Genomic DNA, 20188 nt, shown 5'->3' on the forward strand with positions numbered 1-20188 from the left:
AGATGAACCGAGTCTATCAGTTCGTTTTCGAGAATGTGTTAGCAGAGAAACTGGACCGGAATCTCGGAGCGCAAATCATTTCCCTGCTGAATCAGGAAAGCCGTAAGGAGAAGGACGACATCGCGATTATCGGGATGTCTGTCCGTATGCCGGCTGCCCGGAATGTCGGGCAATTCTGGGAGAACCTGAAATCGGGCAAGGATTGTGTCGGAGAATTTCCGGTTAGCCGGAAAGAAGAGCTGGAGGCCGTCTTGCCGTGGATGCAGGATGACTCCGGCTCTGTTTCTTTCAAAAAAGGGTCGTATCTGGATAAAATTGCAGAGTTCGATGCTGCTTTTTTCCGGATTCCCCCGGCAGAAGCGGCTTTAATGGATCCGAACCAGCGCGAATTTCTGCAGGCAGCCTGGCATGCTTTAGAAGATGCGGGCTATATCGAGAACAGTGTTGGCGGCAAAAATATCGGCATTTATTTGGGTTATAGCTCCGATTTCGGATTGGAGTATAAAAGTATTATCCGTCAGGCACAACCTTCGGCTGTCGGAGTTTCCGTGCCGGGCAACCTGAAGTCCATAATTGCGAGCCGGCTGGCCTACATACTGGATCTGAAAGGACCAAGTATGCTGATAGATACGGCATGTTCATCTTCGCTCGTAGCGTTCCACACCGCTTGTCAGGCGCTGCGGGAAAATCAGTGCGAGATGGCTCTTGCGGGCGGAGTCAAAATTAATTTTTTACCGTTGGATGATACGGGCGGGATCGGGATCGAGTCAACCGACGGCAAAGCGAAATCATTCGATGACAGCTCCAAGGGGACCATTTTCGGAGAAGGTGTGGCGGCTCTCGTCTTAAAGCCTTTGTCGGCGGCTCAGAGAGACGGTGACCAGATTCTTGCCGTGGTTAAAGGCTCCGCGATTAATCAGGATGGGGCCTCGATCGGAATTACGGCGCCTAACGCGGCTGCGCAACAAGAGGTGATGATGAAGGCTTGGAAGCAGGCGGAGATAGATCCGGAGTCGATTTCCTATATAGAAGCGCATGGAACCGGGACGGTATTGGGAGATTCCTTGGAATTGTCGGGAATCGAGAACGCGTTCCGATCCAGTACGAATAAGAAACAATTCTGTGCGATCGGATCCGTGAAATCGAATATCGGTCATCTCGATCATGTGGCCGGATTAGCCGGCATTGTGAAGGCTGTGCTGGCACTACAGCACAGGTATATCCCGCCAACCCTGCATATCCGGCAGCCTAACCGGAAATTTCGATTTGAGCAATCTGCCGTTTATGTGAATGACAAGCTGCTCCCATGGGATTCCCAGGGTGCTCCAAGACGCTGCGGCATCAGTTCCTTCGGATTGAGCGGAACGAATTGCCACGTAGTTCTGGAGGAAGCGCCCCCGGCTAAGGAGGATGCGGCAGTCTCCTCGCCCGAATTCTCCGGTATTTTTACGGTCACGGCAAAAAACGAGAAAGCTCTGCTAACCTTGCTGGCAGAATATGATCAGGTTCTGAGCTTAAGCGGCGGCGTTTCGCTGGAGAACATTTGTTATATGTCCAATATCGGCAGAGGTCATTACAAATACAGGGCTGCGATGCTGGCGGATACGGTGGGAACGCTCCAAGAAAAGGTAGTTAATCTGTTGCATCGCGGTTTGCGCAGTGAGCCGGAAGAGGGGATCTATTACGGAATTGTCCAATCGGATTGGCCTAGGCCCCCTCTTCTGCCTGAGAAGCTGACGCTTGAAGAAATGTGCGCTCAGTACATTGCAGGAGCGGATGTGTTATGGGAGCGGATGCATTCCGGACTGAAGCAGAAGGTGCGTCTGCCGCTGTATCCTTTTGCGGCCACCAGATATTGGGTTGAAATGGACAAGGGGATGAGCAGGAGCCCCGGCAGGGAAAGCGGGCCAAGTCTTCTTCAGTCCGCAGCCGAACCAGCAAGCGTCTATCATCGCATGGTTTGGGAAGCCAGCCCGGAAGAATTACAGGCAGCGCAGCCGGTTGAGGGCTGCACGATTGTGCTGCATGACGGAAATGAGCTTGCGGAAGCCTTCTTGCAGGAGCTGCCGACCTCAGGTGACGTGGTGGAGGTCCGCTGGGGTGAAGGTTATGAAGCCGCAGGTGGCTCCACGTATACGGTCAGCGGCTCCGAGGCTGATTACGTATCGCTGTTTGAAACGCTGCGTGACCGTCGGATCGGCCGCATTGTCCATCTGCTCACGCTTGGAGAGAGCGGCATGGAAAGTTCGGCGGATCTGAGGCTGAATCAGGCCAAGGGAACAAGCAGCCTGTTTCACCTGGTGCGGGCGATGTCCCGTGCATCGGTGCGCGATCCGCTGGAATGTGTCATCGTCACCTTGTGCGCTTACGAGATGACCGGGGAGGAGCAGGTGCTCAGCCCGGGCAGCGCCTCTCTGATCGCCCTGGCTAAAGTCGTGGAGCAAGAAGCGTCGAACGTCAGCTGCCGCTGCATCGATATGGATGAGCGGACACCGCTGTCCGCTTTGCTGAATGAGCTGGCGGCCGCGGCAGACTATCCGGTTGTCGGGTACCGGGACGGCGTCCGTTACCGCCAGCAGTTCCGTGAACTGGATCTGGGGGCGGCCGCGCAAGAACCTATGCCGATCCGCAGTAGCGGCATCTACGTTATTACGGGCGGAACAGGCGGGATCGGGCTGGAAATTGCCCGCTACCTGGCACAGCAGAATAGGGTGCAGCTGTGCCTGATCCACCGGAGCGAGATGCCGGACAAGCCGCTGTGGGACGAGTGGGTAAGCGGCCATGCGGACACACAGACGGCTGCGCGGATACGGTCGATACGCGAGATCGAAGCCGCAGGCAGCGGTGTGACCTGCTACCGGGCGGATGTAGCGGATGAAGAAGCGCTGGCACGCGTACTGGATCAGATCCGGAGCGAGCACGGCGCCATTCACGGTATCGTGCACAGCGCGGGTACGGCGGGAGACGGCATGATGGTGCTGAAGAAGCCGGCCGCCTTCAGCGGGGTAATCGGGCCGAAGATCTACGGGACGTGGCATCTGGACCATCTGACCAGAGGGGATCATCTTGATTTCTTCGTCATGTTCTCCTCCGTAACCGCGTTAACGGGGGGATTGGGCCAAGGAGACTATACCGCAGCCAACGCTTATTTAGATGCTTATGCATCTTACCGGGCGCAAAGGGCGGGCAAAACGGTGACGATCAGCTGGCCGGCCTGGAAAGAAACCGGAATGGCCGTCCGCTATGGCGTACACAATCAGCGAAGCATCTTACAGCCTGTCGCAACGGCGGAAGCGATGGGGATGTTCGCTGAAATTATGAACAGGAACGTCCGTCACGTGATTGCAGGCAAGCTTGATCATGCCGAGGAGCAGAAAGCGGAGCCCGGCATCCGTACCAAACGTCTGGATTTCAAAGGGAAATCAGATGGCAGCTATACGGAAACGGAGCTTTTGGTAGGGCAAATCTGGGGGGAAGTCGCCGGGTTTGACGAGATTCATATCGGAGAAACGCTGTACGAACAGGGAATCGATTCCATTCTAGCGATCCGAATTGCCAATCGGCTGCAGGATGAATGGAATATTCCCGTTACGATCGGCGATTTGTTTGAACACTTGTCCGTATCCGGCTTGTCTGGTTTTATTGATCAAACCTTCACGAACCCGAAGGGAGCCTGCACGGCTGTGCCGCATGAGGACAACCAGGTAAGCAGGGAGCCGGAAGCGGCCGGTTCGTATCCTTTATCTAGTGCACAACGCAGGATCTGGTTCCTGCAAAAAATGAATCCGCAGATGACGGCTTATAATCTGCCTTCCCAAATCTTTATTAACCGGCCGATTCAGCGTGAGGGTTTAAATAAAGCTTTGAGCATCCTGATTCAAAAGCATGAGGCTTTGAGAACCGTTTTCACCGAAGAAAACGGCGAGCCGCGTCAAATCATCCTGCCGCATCTGAACTATGAAGCCGAATTTCATGATTTGACGAATGAGGCTGCGGATCCGGACGAACAACTGCAGTCATGGATAGCGGCCTTGAAGAAGCATCCCTTTGATCTTTCGCAGCGTCTGTTGAACGTGGTTCTATTCAAGCTGGCCGATGAGGAATATTGTCTGTTCCTGAACATTCATCACGTTATTACGGATGGATGGAGCATGGATCTTTTCTTCAAACAGCTTCTTGAAGTCTATGACGGTCACCTGAGCGGACAACCGGTCAGCATTGCCTGGCCGGAGGCCAGATATGTCGATTGTGTACAGCGGGAGCAGGAATGGCTCGATGGGCACGAGTGCCGGATGATGAGCGAGTATTGGCGGCAAGAATTAGCGGGTCCGCTGCCGGTTCTGGAACTTCCTGCCGACTTCTCCAGACCTGCTGTTCAGACTTTTAACGGAAATTATATCAAGTTCAGAATCGATGCCGCTATTGCTGCGGCGCTCAAAGAACGCTCCCGTTCTCTGCAGGCTACCATGCATATGACGCTGTTGTCCGCTTATTTCCTGCTGCTTCATAAATTAACTTCTCAAGATCAGATCATCGTAGGGATACCTATGACAGGACGCGAGAATAAGCTGCAAGAAAACATCTTCGGTTTATTTATTAATACGCTGTGTGTCCGGATTGATTTTGAGCGCCTTTCGACATTCGATGATCTTGTGGCAGAGGTCCGGGATAAGAGTTTGCTCGCTTACAGAAATGGGAAGTTTCCTTTCGAAGCCCTGGTTTCGGAGCTCAATCCGGCCCGTGATTTAAGCCGCAATCCCATTTTTAACACCATGTATCAGTACTACGATGTTGCTTTTCCGGATAACGATGGTTCGAGCCAGTACGATTTAAGTTTTCTGGCTATCCATGTCGGCGATGAAATTGAAGTGAAGCTGGAATATAACAGCGACCTGTTCAAGGAAGAAACGATCCGACGTATATCTCAGCGGTTCTTATGGATGCTGGAACAAGCAGCCGGACAAGGGACTCAAGAGATTCAGGAGATAAGACTGCTAACCTCCCTGCAGGAGGATAAGCTGCTGGAGCAGTTCTCGGCGGAGGATCCTGATTGTGTCAGCCATTTGCCCATTCATACCCGATTTGAAATGCAGGTCGGCCGCACACCTGATGCGATTGCCATCCGAAGCGGGGATTTGGAGCTCACTTATCAACAACTCAACATGAAGTCTAATCGGCTGGCTGAGCGGCTTCGGGAAGAAGGGGTGGAGTGGGGGGATCCGGTTGGCGTTCTGCTTGATCGTGGAGCCCACGCGATCATTGCCATAATAGGTATTCTCAAAGCGGGGGGAGCGTATGTGCCCCTTGATCCGAATTATCCGGCGGAACGGGTCCTGTATGTGATTTCCCATTGCGGGGCCCGGGTTCTGATCACGGAAGAGGGGTTAGCCGAAACTTTTGCAGCTCCTGGCGAGCCGCATTCCAGCCTTCAGAGGATCCTGCTGATGAACGAAAGCAGTGATCCGCACAAGAACTCGCGCTATCGTTACTTGAATCCGGATGAAACCGGGCAAGCGGTACAAGAGGAAGGCGCCCAAATTTCTCCGGATCAGTTGATGTACATTATGTATACCTCAGGTTCGACAGGACAGCCCAAAGGCGTTATGGTCACCCATCGTAACGCGGCTAATTATTTACTATGGAGCATAAAAGAACTTGAAATAAAGTCTCAGGACCGGATGCTGCTGGTCAGCTCCATAAGTTTCGATATCTCCGTCTTTGAAATCTTCGGCGCCTTGCTGAGCGGTGCAAGCTTGCATCTTGCAACCAATGAGATGCTGCTGGATGTACACCAGCTGTATCCGTTTCTGGAGCGCCATAACATTACGATTTGGCACTCTGTACCTGCTCTGATGTCTCAGCTGCTGCTTAACCGGGCACAAAGCCAACATGATCTTTCGGGATTTTTCAAGGGGACCCGAGTGGTTATGCTGGGCGGGGAAGCCTGGAGCACGAAGCTGTATCACGAAGTTCGAGATGCTTTTGGGAAAGCCAGAATCATGAATATGTACGGACCGACGGAGGCGACCATCTGGGTAACAAGCTATACGGTTGAGGAGGAACATGCCCTATCGGAAGGGATCCCGATTGGACGGCCGGTCGCGAATAACCGTATGCTGATTCTGGATCGTTACGGCCGTTTATGCGATATCGGTATCGAGGGAGATTTGTATGTATCCGGCATGAGTGTAACGAAGGGTTACATGAAGGATGAAGAACGGACTCGTCAAGCGTTTATTGCCAGCGCCGGAAAAGACACGATGTACCGAACGGGAGACAGGGCCAAATATTCAGCCGACGGCTTTATTCAATATATGGGCCGTGCAGACAATATGCTCAAAGTCCGGGGATATAGAATTGAGCCGGGCGAGATCGAGAACCTGCTCCTGTCTTTGGACGAAATTCAGGAAGCGGCAGCCGTTGTGCAGACTTGGAACGAAACGCAGCGGTTAGTCTGTTACTATGTTTCTCCGCAGGAAATCAGGCACGAAGAGCTGAGGGCGCGGCTGAGAAGTAAACTGCCAGATTATATGATTCCCGCGTTGTTTATCGGCATGAATCAGCTTCCACTTACGGCTAACGGCAAGGTGGACCGGAAAACATTGTCAAGCTTGGACATTACGGATCGTCTCGCCCTCGAAACCCCTTATGTGGAGCCGGCTACAACGGCCGAACAATTTTTGGCGCAAGCCTGGACCCAGGTGCTGGGTATCGAAGAGATAGGAATCAATGACAGTTTCTTTGAACTGGGCGGCAGCTCTTTGCTGGTCAACCAGCTTCATTCGTTAATTGAGAACCGTTATCCGGGCAAAGTCACCATTATCGATCTTTTCAAAAATCATACGATAGCCGCCATGGCAGCTTATTTGGATGCCTCAGGGAATCCGCCTCCGAAATCCGAATCCGCCGCGGCAAATAATGAAGCGGACACGGCTATAGCCGGCCTTATAGAAGGCATGGAGAGAGGCAGCCTGAATCTGCAGGATATTCTCGACAGCTTAGATGAAATGGAGGTTGAAGATGAATAAGGTCTATGAGTATGTAATTGAGAATGCGGCGTCGGGCTTAATCGAGAAAAACGCGGCTGTACAGATCGTTAAGATGCTCAAGCAACGGGAAAATAAGCAGATCGGAGAAATTGCGATCATCGGCATGTCCGTAAAGTTCCCTAAGGCAGACGGAGTAGAGGAATTCTGGCACAACCTCCGCGAAGGAATCGATTGTGTAAGCGATTACCCGAACGGGAGAAGAGAGAGCATTGAAACGCTGTTGGGTACGAATGCGAAGCAACAACCGATTCAATATTCGTCCGGAAGCTACCTCGATGAAATCGACAACTTCGACTACTCTTTTTTCGGTATGTCACCGAATGAAGCGAGGTTAATGGACCCGAATCAGAGGCTGTTCCTGCAGACGGCCTGGCAAGCGATCGAAGACAGCGGATATTCCATCCCCCTGATGAAAGGCACCCGTACCGGGGTGTATGTCGGGCATAGCTCGGATTTCGGAGAAAGCTACAAGAAATTCGTACAGGAGATCGAGCCGTCCATGCTTGGCGCCTCTCTTACCGGCAACATCAAGTCGGTTATTGCAGGCCGTGTCTCTTACCTGTTGGATCTGAAAGGCCCGAGCATGATGATCGATACCGCCTGCTCTTCGTCTTTGGTTGCTGTGCATACCGCCTGCCAAGGTATTAAAAACGGAGAATGCGAGATGGCTCTTGCCGGAGGCATCAAAATTAACCTGCTTCCTGTTCGGTATGAGGATGAAGTAGAAGTCGGGATTCAATCTTCTGATGGCAAGGCGAGGTCGTTCGATGACAGTTCAAGCGGTACGGGGATGGGAGAAGGAGTTGCGGTCATCCTGCTGAAGCCTCTGAAGAAGGCATTAAGCGACGGAGACTGTATTCATGCCGTCATTAAAGGAAGTGCGATCAACCAAGACGGCGCTTCCATCGGTATGACGGCGCCTAATGTCGAGTCACAGGCCGATGTGATCCGGCGTTCATGGGCTGCGGCCAAAATCGAGCCGGATACCGTCAGTTATATCGAGGCTCACGGTACAGGTACGAAATTAGGAGATCCGATTGAAATAGAAGGCATCGAGATGGCTTTTAAAACCTATTCCGAGCGGAAACAATTCTGCGCTGTCGGATCGATTAAGACGAATCTGGGCCACCTGGATCATGCGGCCGGTATTGCCGGGCTGATCAAGTGTGTGCTGGCGCTTAAGCATAGAGAGCTGCCGCCCAGTCTTCACTTTAGAAGACCGAATCGAAGAATCTCTTTCGACCGGTCGCCGGTTTATGTTCAGGACCGTTTAAGCGGCTGGAGATCGGAGGCGTCCCCGCTCAGATGCGGAGTAAGCTCCTTCGGATTAAGCGGGACGAATTGCCACATCGTGCTGGAGGAAAGTCCGGAACGCTCCATATCCGCTGAGACTTTTGCCGGGGTACCGGCAATATTCACCGTATCGGCTAAAAGTATAAGCGCTTTAAACGCACTGCTGGAAGATTATACGGAATACCTGGAAAAAGCGGGGAGCGCTTCTTTGGTTGAGATATGCGCGACAGCCGCGGCTGGTAGGGACCATTACGGCATCCGGCTGGCTATTGTCGCAGACAGCAAGGAAGCGCTGCTGGATAAACTCAGAAGTTTGCATGGGATTGTAGACGAGCCGCTTGCCGGAGATGACGTGTACTTCGGCCGGCATCAAGTTGTCGTCAACCAGAAGAAGAAAGCTTCGCCCGGTACGATTACGGAAGAGACCAGGAAGCAGCGGAGCCGGGAAGCCGATTCCTTCGTAAGCCAGGTTGGCGAGCAGGACCAGCCCAGCCGGGAACTGCTCAGGAGGATCTGTGATCTGTATGTGGCCGGCGCAGATGTAGACTGGAGCCGCCTGTTTAGCCGTCCGCGCACTCGTAAAGTGAATCTGCCGACGTATCCTTTTGACAAAAGCAGGTGCTGGCTTGCGCCTTCTCCGGTACAGGATTACCAGAAAAAGCTGGATCATCCTTTGCTTGATTACGCCATAGACATGTTCGACCGGACGGTTTATGTAACGCATTTCTCAGCGGACCGCCACTGGGAAATCGGAGAGCACGTTGTCGGCTCATTGTATGTGCTTCCGGGAACGGCATATTTGGAAATGGTCCGGGCCGCCAGTTCACTTATCAGAGAAGAGGCTCCCATCCGTATGGAAGACGTCATGTTCCTCGCGCCCCTTGCGGTAGGAGCCGGCGAAAGCAGGGAAGCCCAGCTTCATCTGATCCGGCAGGACAGCGGTGTCTATGAATTCGTAGTTGTCAGCAAGGAGGAAAGCGGCGCGTGGACCAAACATGCCGAGGGCAAGTTTACATGGGAGGTTCCCGCCTATTCCACAAAGGCCGGCTATGGGCATCTGATCGGACATTATCCGCTTATCTCCATCGATGATTCGTCTCCTAACAAGAACCACTTTATTCAGACAGGGGGTCATTGGAGGACGCTGCGTGAGCTCTACAGCGGTTCTGAGGAGCTGTTCGCATTCTTTCAACTGCCGAAGGATTATGAGGATGAAAGATATTGCTACGGGCTGCATCCGTCGCTGATGGATTGTGCGGTTAACATTGCGATCGACCGTTTATCTTCAGGCGGGTACCTGCCGTTTTACTATAAGCGGATGGATATCTACGAATGCCCGGCCGGCGAAGTTTACAGTTATATAACCAGGATTGCGGGCTCAGGCCATTCGGAAACAGAGACGTATTCGATTGTTCTTATGAACGGTGAAGGGAAATTGCTGGTGCATATCGAGGGCTACACGGTAAAAAAAGTGCCCGACTATGCAGAGTTCGGCACGGCCCCTCCGGTTCAGCCCTACAACGAAGTCATATGGGAAGCAAGCTATGATGAAGCGCAGCCAGCCGAGCCCATTGCAGGCTGCACCCTCGTCCTGCATGACGGCAATGACCGGGCAGAAGCCTTGTGCAGAGAACTGCAGGCGGGCTCAGCCGATGTGGTCGAAGCCCGGTGGAGTGAAGGTTTTGAAGCAAGCGGAGATTCGAAGTATCTCATCAGCGGCTCCGAAGCCGATTACATTGCGTTATTTCGCGCGCTGAAGGGCAGGCGTATCGGCCGCATCGTGCATCTGCTTACGATGGGAGACAGCGGCGCCGAAACGGCAGCGGATCTGAGGCTGAATCAGGCCAAAGGAACAAGCAGCCTGTTCTACCTGGTACGGGCGATGCACCGCGCATCCATGCGCGAACCGCTGGAATGCGTTGTTGTTACTTCGTGCGCATACGAGATAAGCGGAGCCGAACAGGCGCTTAACCCGGGCAGCGCGTCACTGATCGGGCTAGCCAAAGTCGTGGAGCAGGAAACGGGCAGCGTCAGCTGCCGCTGCATTGATCTGGATGAGCAGACCCCGGTGTCAGCTCTTCTGAAAGAACTGTCTGCCGCCGCCACTGAACCGGTTGTCGGATACCGCGGCGGCATCCGCTACCGCCAGCAGTTCCAGGCGCTGGATCTGGGCGCGGCTGAGGAAGATCCTATTCCAATACGAGCCGGTGGTGTCTATATCATTACGGGCGGAACAGGCGGAATCGGCTTGGAAATCGGCCGTTACCTGGCAGCGCAGACTCAGGTGCAGCTATGCCTGATCAACCGGAGCGAGATACCGGACAGGCAGGAGTGGAACGAGTGGCTGGGCAGCCGGGGCGACACGAAGACGGCTGCCCGGATACGGTCGATCATGGAGATTGAAGCGGCAGGCAGCAGGGTGTCCTGCTACCGGGCAGATGTGGCGGATGAAGAGGCGCTGGCCGGGGTCCTGGATGTCATCCGCGAGCAGCATGGAGCCATCCATGGCATTGTACACAGCGCCGGGGTAGCGGGAGACGGCATGATGGTGCTCAGGAAACCTGAAGCGTTCGGGCAGGTTATCGGGCCGAAGATCTACGGAACGTGGAACCTGGATCATCTGACAAGAGGCGATCGTCCCGATTTCTTCATCATGTTCTCTTCGGTCACAGCATTAACCGGAGGGCTGGGCCAGGGCGACTATACGGCAGCCAACACGTATCTGGACGCTTACGCGGCCTACCGCGCGCGTGCAGCGGGTAGAACCGTTACGATCAATTGGCCTGCCTGGAAAGAAACGGGAATGGCTGTCGAGTACGGTGTGCACAATCAGCGGAACATCTTATTTCCGGTAACAACCGCGGAGGCGATTGAGATGTTCGCGGCAATTACCGCCAAGAACGTCCGGCATGTCATTGCGGGGCGAATCGATAATGATTTCCTCCGTCAAACGGAGCCGTTGCCGGAGAGTAACAATAGTCAGCCGTCCGGGGCTGTTTCAACAGATACAGCGGCAAGAAGCTCGATTGAGGCGAAGGTCAGCGGGGCGTGGAGCAGAACGCTGGGCATACCCGATATTGACCTGCACGATCAGTTTAGCGATATCGGGGGAGACTCGATCATGGCTTCTTTGCTGTTGAAGGAAATAGATAAAGAATTCCCGGGTCTTATGGATATTACCGATATATTCGGCTACCCGACCATAGAGCAGATGTCCGCTGTTCTCGAAGAGAGAATGGATCGTTCTGCTGACGCTGCGGTTAATCAGAAGCAAGTTGAGCCCGAGGAACCTGCAGCGCAAGCCGAGCCGGGCGTGGAGCAAATTATGGAGAGGTTGGCGTCCGGGGAAATTTCCATGAATGAAGCGGAATATTTGCTGAGCGTGCTTTCGAAAGGATAGGGTGATGGAGTTGCAGACACAGAAACAGCAAATCGTCCTCAAACTGGTTGCTGATAAAAAAATAACGCCGCAGGAAGCCGCAGTCTTATTAGCAGGGCAGGGTACAGCCGCCAAAGAAGCACCGGACCATCAAATAGCGATCATCGGCATGTCCGGGAAATTTCCCGGTGCCGGTAATCTGGAACAATTCTGGAATAACCTGCACGATGGAGTGAAATCCATCGGTCCTTTTCCGTCTGGACGCCGCAAAGATACCGATCCCTACATCACCAGGATGGGTGAGCCTGACAACGTGTACGGATTGGGCGGCTTTCTGGAAGAAGTCGATAAGTTTGACGCCTCATTCTTCCGGATTTCTCCCAGCGAAGCGAAAGCGATGGACCCGCTCCAGCGGCTTTATCTGGAGACCGCCTGGGAATGCATCGAGGAAGCCGGTTATAGCGCGCACAACATTCACGGGTCCGCAACCGGCGTGTTCGTCGGCAATGATCATGCATTCGGGCAGACCTATAAACAAATGTTGCCGGAAGAAGCTCCCTTTGCTCTTACCGGTTCTTATACGTCGATCCTGGCCAGCAGAATTTCATACGCGCTCAATTTGCGCGGGCCTGCACTTGTCGTGGATACCGCATGTTCCTCAGGGTTATCCGCCGTTCATTTGGCGTGTCAATCGCTGATCGGCAAGGAATGCCAGATGGCGATAGCGGGCGGAGTATATTTGCGATTGCTGCCGCTCCAAATGAGCTCTATGCAGACGGTGGAAACCGAAAGCGCGGATGTACGCGCCTTCGACCGCTATGCGGACGGCACCGTCTGGGGCGAAGGAATGGGAGCGGTGCTGCTTAAGCCGCTGAAACAGGCTCTTCTGGACGGTGACCATATTCATGCGGTCATTAAAGGCAGCTCTATGAACAATGACGGCCAAACCAACGGCATTACCGCGCCGAGCCCTGACGCGCAGCATGACGTACTGCTGGCGGCATGGAACCAGGCGGGTATTTCGCCGGATACACTCGGATACATTGAGGCTCACGGCACAGGCACCGTGCTGGGTGATCCTCTGGAGATCAAAGCCATCTCGCGGGCGATGAGCAAATTCACGAATCGCAAACAATTTTGCGGAATCGGATCTCTAAAACCCAATATCGGACACCTGGTATCCGCTTCGGGGATTGCCTCTCTGCTCAAGGTGGTGCTCGCGCTCAAGCATAAACAAATCCCGGCTAGTCTCAACTTCCGGGAACCGAATCCGTATATTCCGTTTGCGGATACCCCGGTGTATATCAATGACAAGCTGACACCCTGGCCAAAGCAGGAGAACCCCCGGAGGGCGGGAATCTCCTGCTTTGGTTTTAGCGGGACGAATTCTCACATGGTTCTGGAAGAAGCGCCACCCGCTGCGCTGAGTGACAGCACCGGTGTTCGCGCGACGCGGCACCTGTTTACTTTATCCGCCAAAAGCATGACCAGTCTTCAAGCATCCCTTCGCAATTATTCGCGATTCCTACGGGAGAAGGAGCTGCACGTGAGCGATATCTGCTATACCCTGGCGGTCTGCAAAGACCACCATCCTTACCGGATTGCGCTGGTTGTCCGGGATAATGATGAGCTTATCGATTTACTTGCCGAGTATGACACAAACATAGAAAGCCGTCTGGAAAAGCCCGGTCAATCCAGGCTGTTCTTCGGCTACCATAAGCTTGTAACCGAAAACCGCACCTTGAAGGAAACAGGAGATTTGAATAAAGCAGAGAAAGATCGGCTGAGCAGAAGAGCCAATGAGTTAGTCCGCCGGCTCCAAGATGAAGACAAATCGGCTGAGAGCGGAATACTGGATGAAATAGCCCGTCATTATGTAAGCGGAGCGGATGTGGATTGGAATTTTGTGTATGGCGGTTTGTACCGTAAAGGAAGAAAGGTTAGTGTACCTGTTTATCCTCTTGAGCGGCACCGGTTCTGGGTACAGGGAAGCGAATCTCCGCCCGCTGCCTATGAATCACCGCTTGCCGATCATCCGGTTCAGCCTCAACATCTCAAAGCCGTTGCGCTTACCGGTAAATTACAGGGAGAAGCATACACGGAAACCGAGAAAACGATTGCGGGGGTATGGGGCCGGCTTCTTGAACTGGATACGATCCACATAGAAGATAATTTTTTTGAATTGGGAGGAAACTCAATCCTTTCGCTAGAATTAGAGGTAGAATTAGATAAATGTGGAATAAACTTGGATTTTGAAAGTGTAAACCGGTATCCGACCATCAAGGAACTTGCCCTTTATACGGATAGTCTGAAAATAGATGCCGTGTAAAAATGATGTTATTTGATGAATGGTGTGAAGACACAGGCCAGGGGGCTCAACTATGAATGGTAAAGATATCAGACTGTCCAGGATTTTTCATCCTGAAACCAAGCGGGCTTGCCTTGTCCCATTAGATCACGGGGTTACCATGGGGCCTATAGAAGGAATACGGAATATCTGGCCCCTCATTGAACAAGTGGTGGCTGGGGGCGCGGACGGGATCGTTCTGCATAAGGGATATCTGAATAAAGTGAAGTCTCAAATTCCCGGAACCAGGAGCAGCGGATATATTCTTCATTTATCGGCCTCAACCCTGCTTAGTAAGGACTCTTCTCACAAAGTTATGGTCGGCTCTGTAGAAGAAGCGATCAAGATGGGGGCCGACGCTGTATCCATTCATGTGAATCTGGGAACGGAGCATGAAGCGGATATGATTCAACAGTTTGGAGCCGTCTCCAAGGCGTGCCTGGAGTGGGGAATGCCGCTGCTTGCGATGATGTATTCCAAGAAAGAACCTGTCAGCGGTGCCGACCTCGCCCATGCCGTCAGGTTAGCGGAAGAGTTAGGTGCAGACATCGTAAAAGTGGAATATCCGGGCAGCGAGGAACAAATGGAAAACTTGATGGGCGGGGTTGATATTCCGGTTGTTGTCGCGGGAGGAAGTCTTACAGGAACAAAAGACGTGCTGTCCATGATTAACGAAAGCTTGCTTGCCGGGGCTTCCGGAGTCGCAATCGGGCGTAATGTTTTTCAGAGCGGTAATCCGGAGATGACGATGAGGATCATAAGCAGTCTGGTTCACGGAACCTTAACCTATCAGGAATGTTTATTCGAGTTCAGAAAAATGGAAGATCGAGGATATGTTACGCGGTAAAAATAATGGATAGCGGGTGAACCTATTGAATAAGGGCCACAATGTGGACTTCAGTCTGTTTTTTTTCTCAAGCAGTGACGATCAGAGCAACACGGATAAATATAAATTGGTTTTAGAAGGGGCCAAGTTTGCCGATCAGAACAAGTTTAAGGCCGTCTGGACTCCGGAGAGGCACTTTCACCCGTTCGGGGGGATTTTCCCGAATTCTTCCGTACTGTCGGCGGCACTGGCCATGATCACCCAAGAGGTACAGATCCGGGCCGGGAGCGTCGTGTCTCCGCTTCATCACACGGCCCGGATTGTTGAGGATTGGTCTTTAGTGGACAACTTATCAGGCGGGCGGGTAGGCGTTTCTTTCGCAACGGGTTGGCATGCCGATGATTTTCTGATCAAGCCGGATCATTTTGAGGATAAATCCAGCCATATGCTGGAACAAATTAAACAAGCGAGAGAGTTATGGAGCGGTAAAAGTCTGTCATTCCCTAATGGCGAGAATAAACAGGCCGAAGTCAAAACCTATCCGCGGCCTATTCAGGGGACCCTCCCGGTTTGGATTACAACCTCGGGGCGGGAAGAATCGTTTGTTAACGCAGGCAGACTCGGAACTCATGTCTTGACCCATTTGCTTTATCAGGATGTTGATATGCTGGAACGACACATCAAGGCTTACAGGAAATCGCTCCAAGAGAACGGGTTCGACGCCGATGCGGGATGTGTGACTGTAATGGTGCATACGTTTGTCGGGAAGAACCTCGAGGAGGTAAAGCAGACGGTAAAAGAACCGTTCCTGAATTATTTGACCACCAGCATAGACCTGATGCAGGCACTTAATATGAACGGAAAGAAAAGTAACGACCCCAAAATGATGGAGACTATGCTCAATCTCATATTCGAGAGATATTGGAGCTCGGCTGCCTTATTCGGGACCCCGGAGAGCTGCTCGAAATTTGCGGAGAAATTAGTAGCTATCGGAGTCAATGAAATCGCATGTCTGATCGACTTTGGTGTGGAAACGAACGCGGTTCTGGATAGTTTGAATGAACTTGTCATTCTGAAAGAAAAAGTCAATCATCATTTTACTGCGATGTCTTAACGTCTGGAATGGGGGAGAACGAATGAATATCGAAGAGAAACTTCTGGCGATTGTCCAGGACATGATGCTCTCCAAGGGGCCGGACCCTCAGTTAACGATCAGCCGGACAACTTCGTTCAGGGATGAACTAGGTTTTGATTCGTTTGATTTAGCGGAATTAACCGTGCGGATCGAAGATCTCTATCAGGTTGATATTTTCGAACAGGACAACCGGGTGGACACGGTGGATCAGGTGATAGAGAGGATTCAAGTACATGGCAGCGTGGGATGAACAACACCTGTTTTACTTGGATCACCGCAATCGGCAAGAGATTACCTATTGTGATTTTGTCAAATGCCTGAATGAAATGAGCGAATACCGGACAACGATCTATGTGGATCGAACCAATCCCTATCTTTTCTTCTGTGAACTGATGATCGCTCTTCTAAATGGCAGTGATGTGCAGATTATGGATGCGGAGCAGCGCGAAGCGGCTGCAGAAGGGCCTTTATTCCAGTCAAGAGTACAGCTGCATGAACCTCAGGATATCGTGCTTCTGCTCCGCCAACACGCAAATGCGTCCGTACATATGTTTACATCCGGAACTTCGGGGCAGCCCAAACGAATAACCCATACGATCCGTACGTTACTGCCGCTTAGAAGCAAAAAGAAGCGGGATGTCTGGGCGTTCGCTTACCATCCGTCTCATTTTGCGGGCATTCAAGTCTTCTTCGAAATCGTGTCTAATTTGGATACGCTTATTTACTTCTTTGACTACAGGGCACTTCCGCTGGACGAATTGTTAACCGGCAGGGAGATTACCATAATCTCGGCGACTCCAACCTTCTACAGGTCGCTCCTTCCTTATCTGCACGCGACTTACGGCCAAGTAAGAAGAATCATTTTTGGCGGAGAGAAGTACGAGGAGAGCTTGGCGGATAAACTGAAGATTTTGTTTCCGGCCGCCTTACTCAAAAATATTTATGCGACCACGGAAACGGGGAAACTGCTGGAGTCCCAAACGGATCTATTCACCATCCCGCCTCAGATGCAGGGCTTACTAAAAATCGAGAACGATGAACTGCTGATTCATGAAAGCTTATTAAGAGAAGGCCCTGACTCCAGACTAATTAGACAAGGGTGGTACTATTCCGGAGACTTGATCCAATTTGAGACAGAGGATCAGTTTAAATTTGTCTCCAGAAAAGGGGACGTTGTTAAGGTCGGCGGATATAAAATAAATCTGCAAATAATAGAAGAGAAAATGAAAACGCTGAACGGTATTGATCATATAAGGATCTACTGCAGACCGAATTCAGTCGTAGGTAATATGCTTACAGCCGAAATTGTGACGGATAAATACAGTGAAGTGCAGATTAAACAGCTGTGCCGCAGCGAATTAGGACTTGAACCGTGGGAAATACCGCGGGTTATTTATTTGGTTAACGATATAGCCCAAACCATCACTGGAAAGAAGTTGAGGAATTGAGAACATGTGTATTGGTTACTGGAGATTCCGGGGATCTGGGGCAATCGATATCGGAATGCCTGCTGGAGAGCGGCTATTCCGTAGTAGGGTTGAGCCGGACCGAGAATAACCATATAGCCTCGCTCAGAGATGCATATCCCGATCGCTACGAGCATCAATTTGCGGATTTATCGGACCCGGAAAGCATCGCTTCGCTTTTTCATAATCGGAGCTATAAAGTTACAGGTTTAATTAACAATGCTGCGCTCGCTTATGACGATTTGGTCACCAACGCGAGATTGGATGAACTGGATACGATGTTTAAGGTGAATATAATCTCTCCTATTCTCTTAACGAAGTATTCCATACGGAATATGATCCTTCATAAGACAGCGGGATCGATCGTGAATATTTCATCCATCAGCACGCAAGAAGGCTACAAAGGGTTAAGTATGTACGCCGCCTCCAAAGGGGCGCTGGAGTCTTTCACCAAAGGAGTCGCCAGAGAATGGGGGAGATACGGGATACGCTGCAATTGCGTAAGACCCGGATTTATGGAAACTTCTATGAATAAGAACCTCCCGGAAGCGGATAAGCAGAAAATTTATCGCAGGAACTCTCTTCAAGGCCCTGTTGAAGTAGGAAGCGTAGCCGAAACCACCTTGTTTTTGCTGTCAGAGAAGTCAAGCTCCATTACGGGAGCCATCATTGATGTTCATGCAGGAGCGTAAATGAATCCACAATCGGAAACTGTGCACGATGAGACGGAATATGGGGATTATGATTGCGAAATCAATGCCCTTATTTATTGGCTGCGGCATGACGGTATCGAATACGACTCCCTGCTGCGGAATAACTGGGATTTCAGATTCGACTCTTTGAATGACACGTTCAAGGGAACCATCCCGTTAGAGGATCAGCTGAAGCATCTGGAACTTAATAATCAAATGAACTACAGCCTTATTCGACAACCTGGTGAGCTTGCGGATGAAAGCCGTCTTATTGTAGCTCTCGATGCATTTTCTCTCCCCTATGCCCAGGAACATTTCAGGATACGAAACCAGATCCATTATACGCCGGTGCATTATATAAACCGTGAGCGGATTGAAATAATCGACCCGATTTTCAAAAAAAGGCTGTTCATTAACGGGGATGAGTTAACCGGGTATTGGGAGCATTTCAGCGAGCCTATTATCGAAATTCATGGCATAGGCGCTTCCCGGTTGGAGAAACCGGCCGAAGTATACATTCTTCAACAAGACCTCGATAACTATTATCTGGTTACTGTGGATCAGCTTCAAAAAAGAATAACCTCTTTTCTGTCAACGAATGAATCGCTTAGAAGTCTCCATGAATTCAAGCGTTATTACTCTTTATTCAATGGAATGCTGGTAGCGAGGGAAGTGTTTCTCCGGAAGTGGGGACTCATGGATGCTCACGAGGAAGTCGTTCATAAGTGGAAGAAGTTAATGAAAACCTGGATGGGGATTTGTGTGAATCCGGAGCGGAATACGCCGGTGTTTCAGCGGAATTTAGTTGAACTTGCAGACTATGAAGTTGAATTTTTGAGAAAACTCAGACTCTGACTCTTATATAAAAAGGTGTGTTCCCATTGTTTGACGTTCCGTACGGGGTGTTTGAATGTTTTACAAACGCTACTACCGCTATTTTAAAAAACAGCAAGATCAATCCGGTCGAGCTTTATAAATTCAACTGGGATTTCTTCTACAACAGCCAGTATGACTTTATAAGCGGGAATGTGGATAATTTGGTTTTACTCCAATTTGCCCGCAACCATTACGGGATGGAATTTCAGGAACTGGAGTTTGGCGATATTCCGGACCATGAGTATACCATTGTGGCTCTGAACTCGTTCTATGTCCCTTATATGACGGATCTCTACCAAATTGCCGACCAATTGCATTATGTAATCGCCAGGAAGCAGAAAGATGAGTTTGAAATTATAGATCCCTTCTATAAGATCCAAGAGAAATTTTCTGGCAAAGATGTACATGAACTATGGTCGTTTTATTCAAAGCCAGTCATCCAAATCGATGTGTCTTCAGCCGGAAAACCATCATCTGCAACCGCCGAAGTGGTTCCCTATATCTTAACCTTGGATTATCCCCATCAATATGAATCGGTGTTTCAGTTGCTTAGCAGCAGCTTAGGCGGCATTGATTTCGGAGCTTCGAAGAACTTCTTGGAGAGCCCGCTGTTCAAAAGATATTTTTCCAGTATAAGAACCGTTCTGAAAAATCGGGAAACTTTTTTTGAAGTCGAGAAAATAAACAAGGCCAGTATTACCAATGTGCTGACGGGCTGGCAAGCTGTCCTTAAGGAACTCATTAAACTCTCTTCGACACGCAGAACAAGCGGGTTAGTGGATTCCTTTGAAAGAGCCATACATCATGAGGTTCATTTCCTGAACAGCTTCAAAGCTATTCATATGTAAAGCAAAGGGAGGGGAAACCGCTATGGATGAATCCGCAGTGAAAGAAACAGTAATCAGGTCTTTAGAAGACGTTCTGGAGAAAAAAATCCCTTCCATAGAAGAATGCAACCTGATTAACGAGGGACTGGATTCTTTCAAGCTTTTGAATCTTCTTGTCCTGCTGGAAGAAGAATTGAATTTTGAGTTCGAGGACCATGATTTGGCTCCGGAAAATTTTACGACCCTAGCGGCATTTATGAATATGTTATCCAAATACAACGTGGATACCAGTTGAAAT

At 51.0% G+C, this 20188-nt stretch carries 11 protein-coding genes; all 11 read left to right on the forward strand.

The window, feature by feature from the left end; translation table 11 throughout:
• Positions 1–2 precede the first annotated feature (2 nt).
• The 11 genes from EDM21_RS03585 to EDM21_RS03635 are packed head-to-tail and all read left to right on the forward strand — an operon-like array spanning position 3 to position 20185.
• Positions 3–7028: a non-ribosomal peptide synthetase gene (locus EDM21_RS03585; protein WP_157333001.1), complete on the forward strand. Its 7026-nt coding sequence runs from the start codon at positions 3–5 to the stop codon at positions 7026–7028.
• On the forward strand, positions 7021–11742 hold the full coding sequence (locus tag EDM21_RS03590; RefSeq protein WP_166541810.1) for a type I polyketide synthase: 4722 nt from the start codon (positions 7021–7023) through the stop codon (positions 11740–11742). The genes EDM21_RS03585 and EDM21_RS03590 overlap by 8 nt, the downstream gene beginning before the upstream one ends.
• Before the next feature lie 10 nt (positions 11743–11752).
• Positions 11753–14050, forward strand: a complete 2298-nt coding sequence (locus EDM21_RS03595; protein ID WP_166541811.1) for a type I polyketide synthase — start codon at positions 11753–11755, stop codon at positions 14048–14050.
• Between the two features lie 52 nt (positions 14051–14102).
• A complete protein-coding gene (locus EDM21_RS03600) occupies positions 14103–14915 on the forward strand; it encodes a 2-amino-3,7-dideoxy-D-threo-hept-6-ulosonate synthase (protein ID WP_157333007.1) in 813 nt (270 codons plus the stop codon).
• A gap of 25 nt (positions 14916–14940) precedes the next feature.
• Positions 14941–16008: a MupA/Atu3671 family FMN-dependent luciferase-like monooxygenase gene (locus tag EDM21_RS03605; RefSeq protein ID WP_157333009.1), complete on the forward strand. Its 1068-nt coding sequence runs from the start codon at positions 14941–14943 to the stop codon at positions 16006–16008.
• 22 nt (positions 16009–16030) lie between these two features.
• On the forward strand, positions 16031–16279 hold the full coding sequence (locus tag EDM21_RS03610; RefSeq protein ID WP_157333011.1) for an acyl carrier protein: 249 nt from the start codon (positions 16031–16033) through the stop codon (positions 16277–16279).
• Positions 16263–17477 (forward strand): AMP-binding protein, encoded by a 1215-nt coding sequence (locus tag EDM21_RS03615; RefSeq protein ID WP_157333013.1) that lies wholly within the window; start codon positions 16263–16265, stop codon positions 17475–17477. The genes EDM21_RS03610 and EDM21_RS03615 overlap by 17 nt, the downstream gene beginning before the upstream one ends.
• The gene (locus tag EDM21_RS03620; protein ID WP_157333015.1) at positions 17474–18187 is read left to right on the forward strand and encodes an SDR family oxidoreductase; all 714 of its coding nucleotides are present in this window, start codon (positions 17474–17476) and stop codon (positions 18185–18187) included. The genes EDM21_RS03615 and EDM21_RS03620 overlap by 4 nt, the downstream gene beginning before the upstream one ends.
• Complete coding sequence (locus EDM21_RS03625; protein WP_157333017.1) at positions 18188–19042, forward strand: hypothetical protein; 855 nt, start codon at positions 18188–18190, stop codon at positions 19040–19042.
• 26 nt (positions 19043–19068) lie between these two features.
• Positions 19069–19911, forward strand: coding sequence for a hypothetical protein (locus EDM21_RS03630; protein WP_157333019.1), 843 nt, complete (start codon positions 19069–19071; stop codon positions 19909–19911).
• 22 nt (positions 19912–19933) lie between these two features.
• A complete protein-coding gene (locus EDM21_RS03635) occupies positions 19934–20185 on the forward strand; it encodes a phosphopantetheine-binding protein (protein ID WP_157333021.1) in 252 nt (83 codons plus the stop codon).
• Positions 20186–20188: the final 3 nt, after the last annotated feature.

The sequence above is a fragment of the Paenibacillus lutrae genome, from assembly GCF_009757775.1.
Lineage (GTDB): Bacteria > Bacillota > Bacilli > Paenibacillales > NBRC-103111 > Paenibacillus_F > Paenibacillus_F lutrae.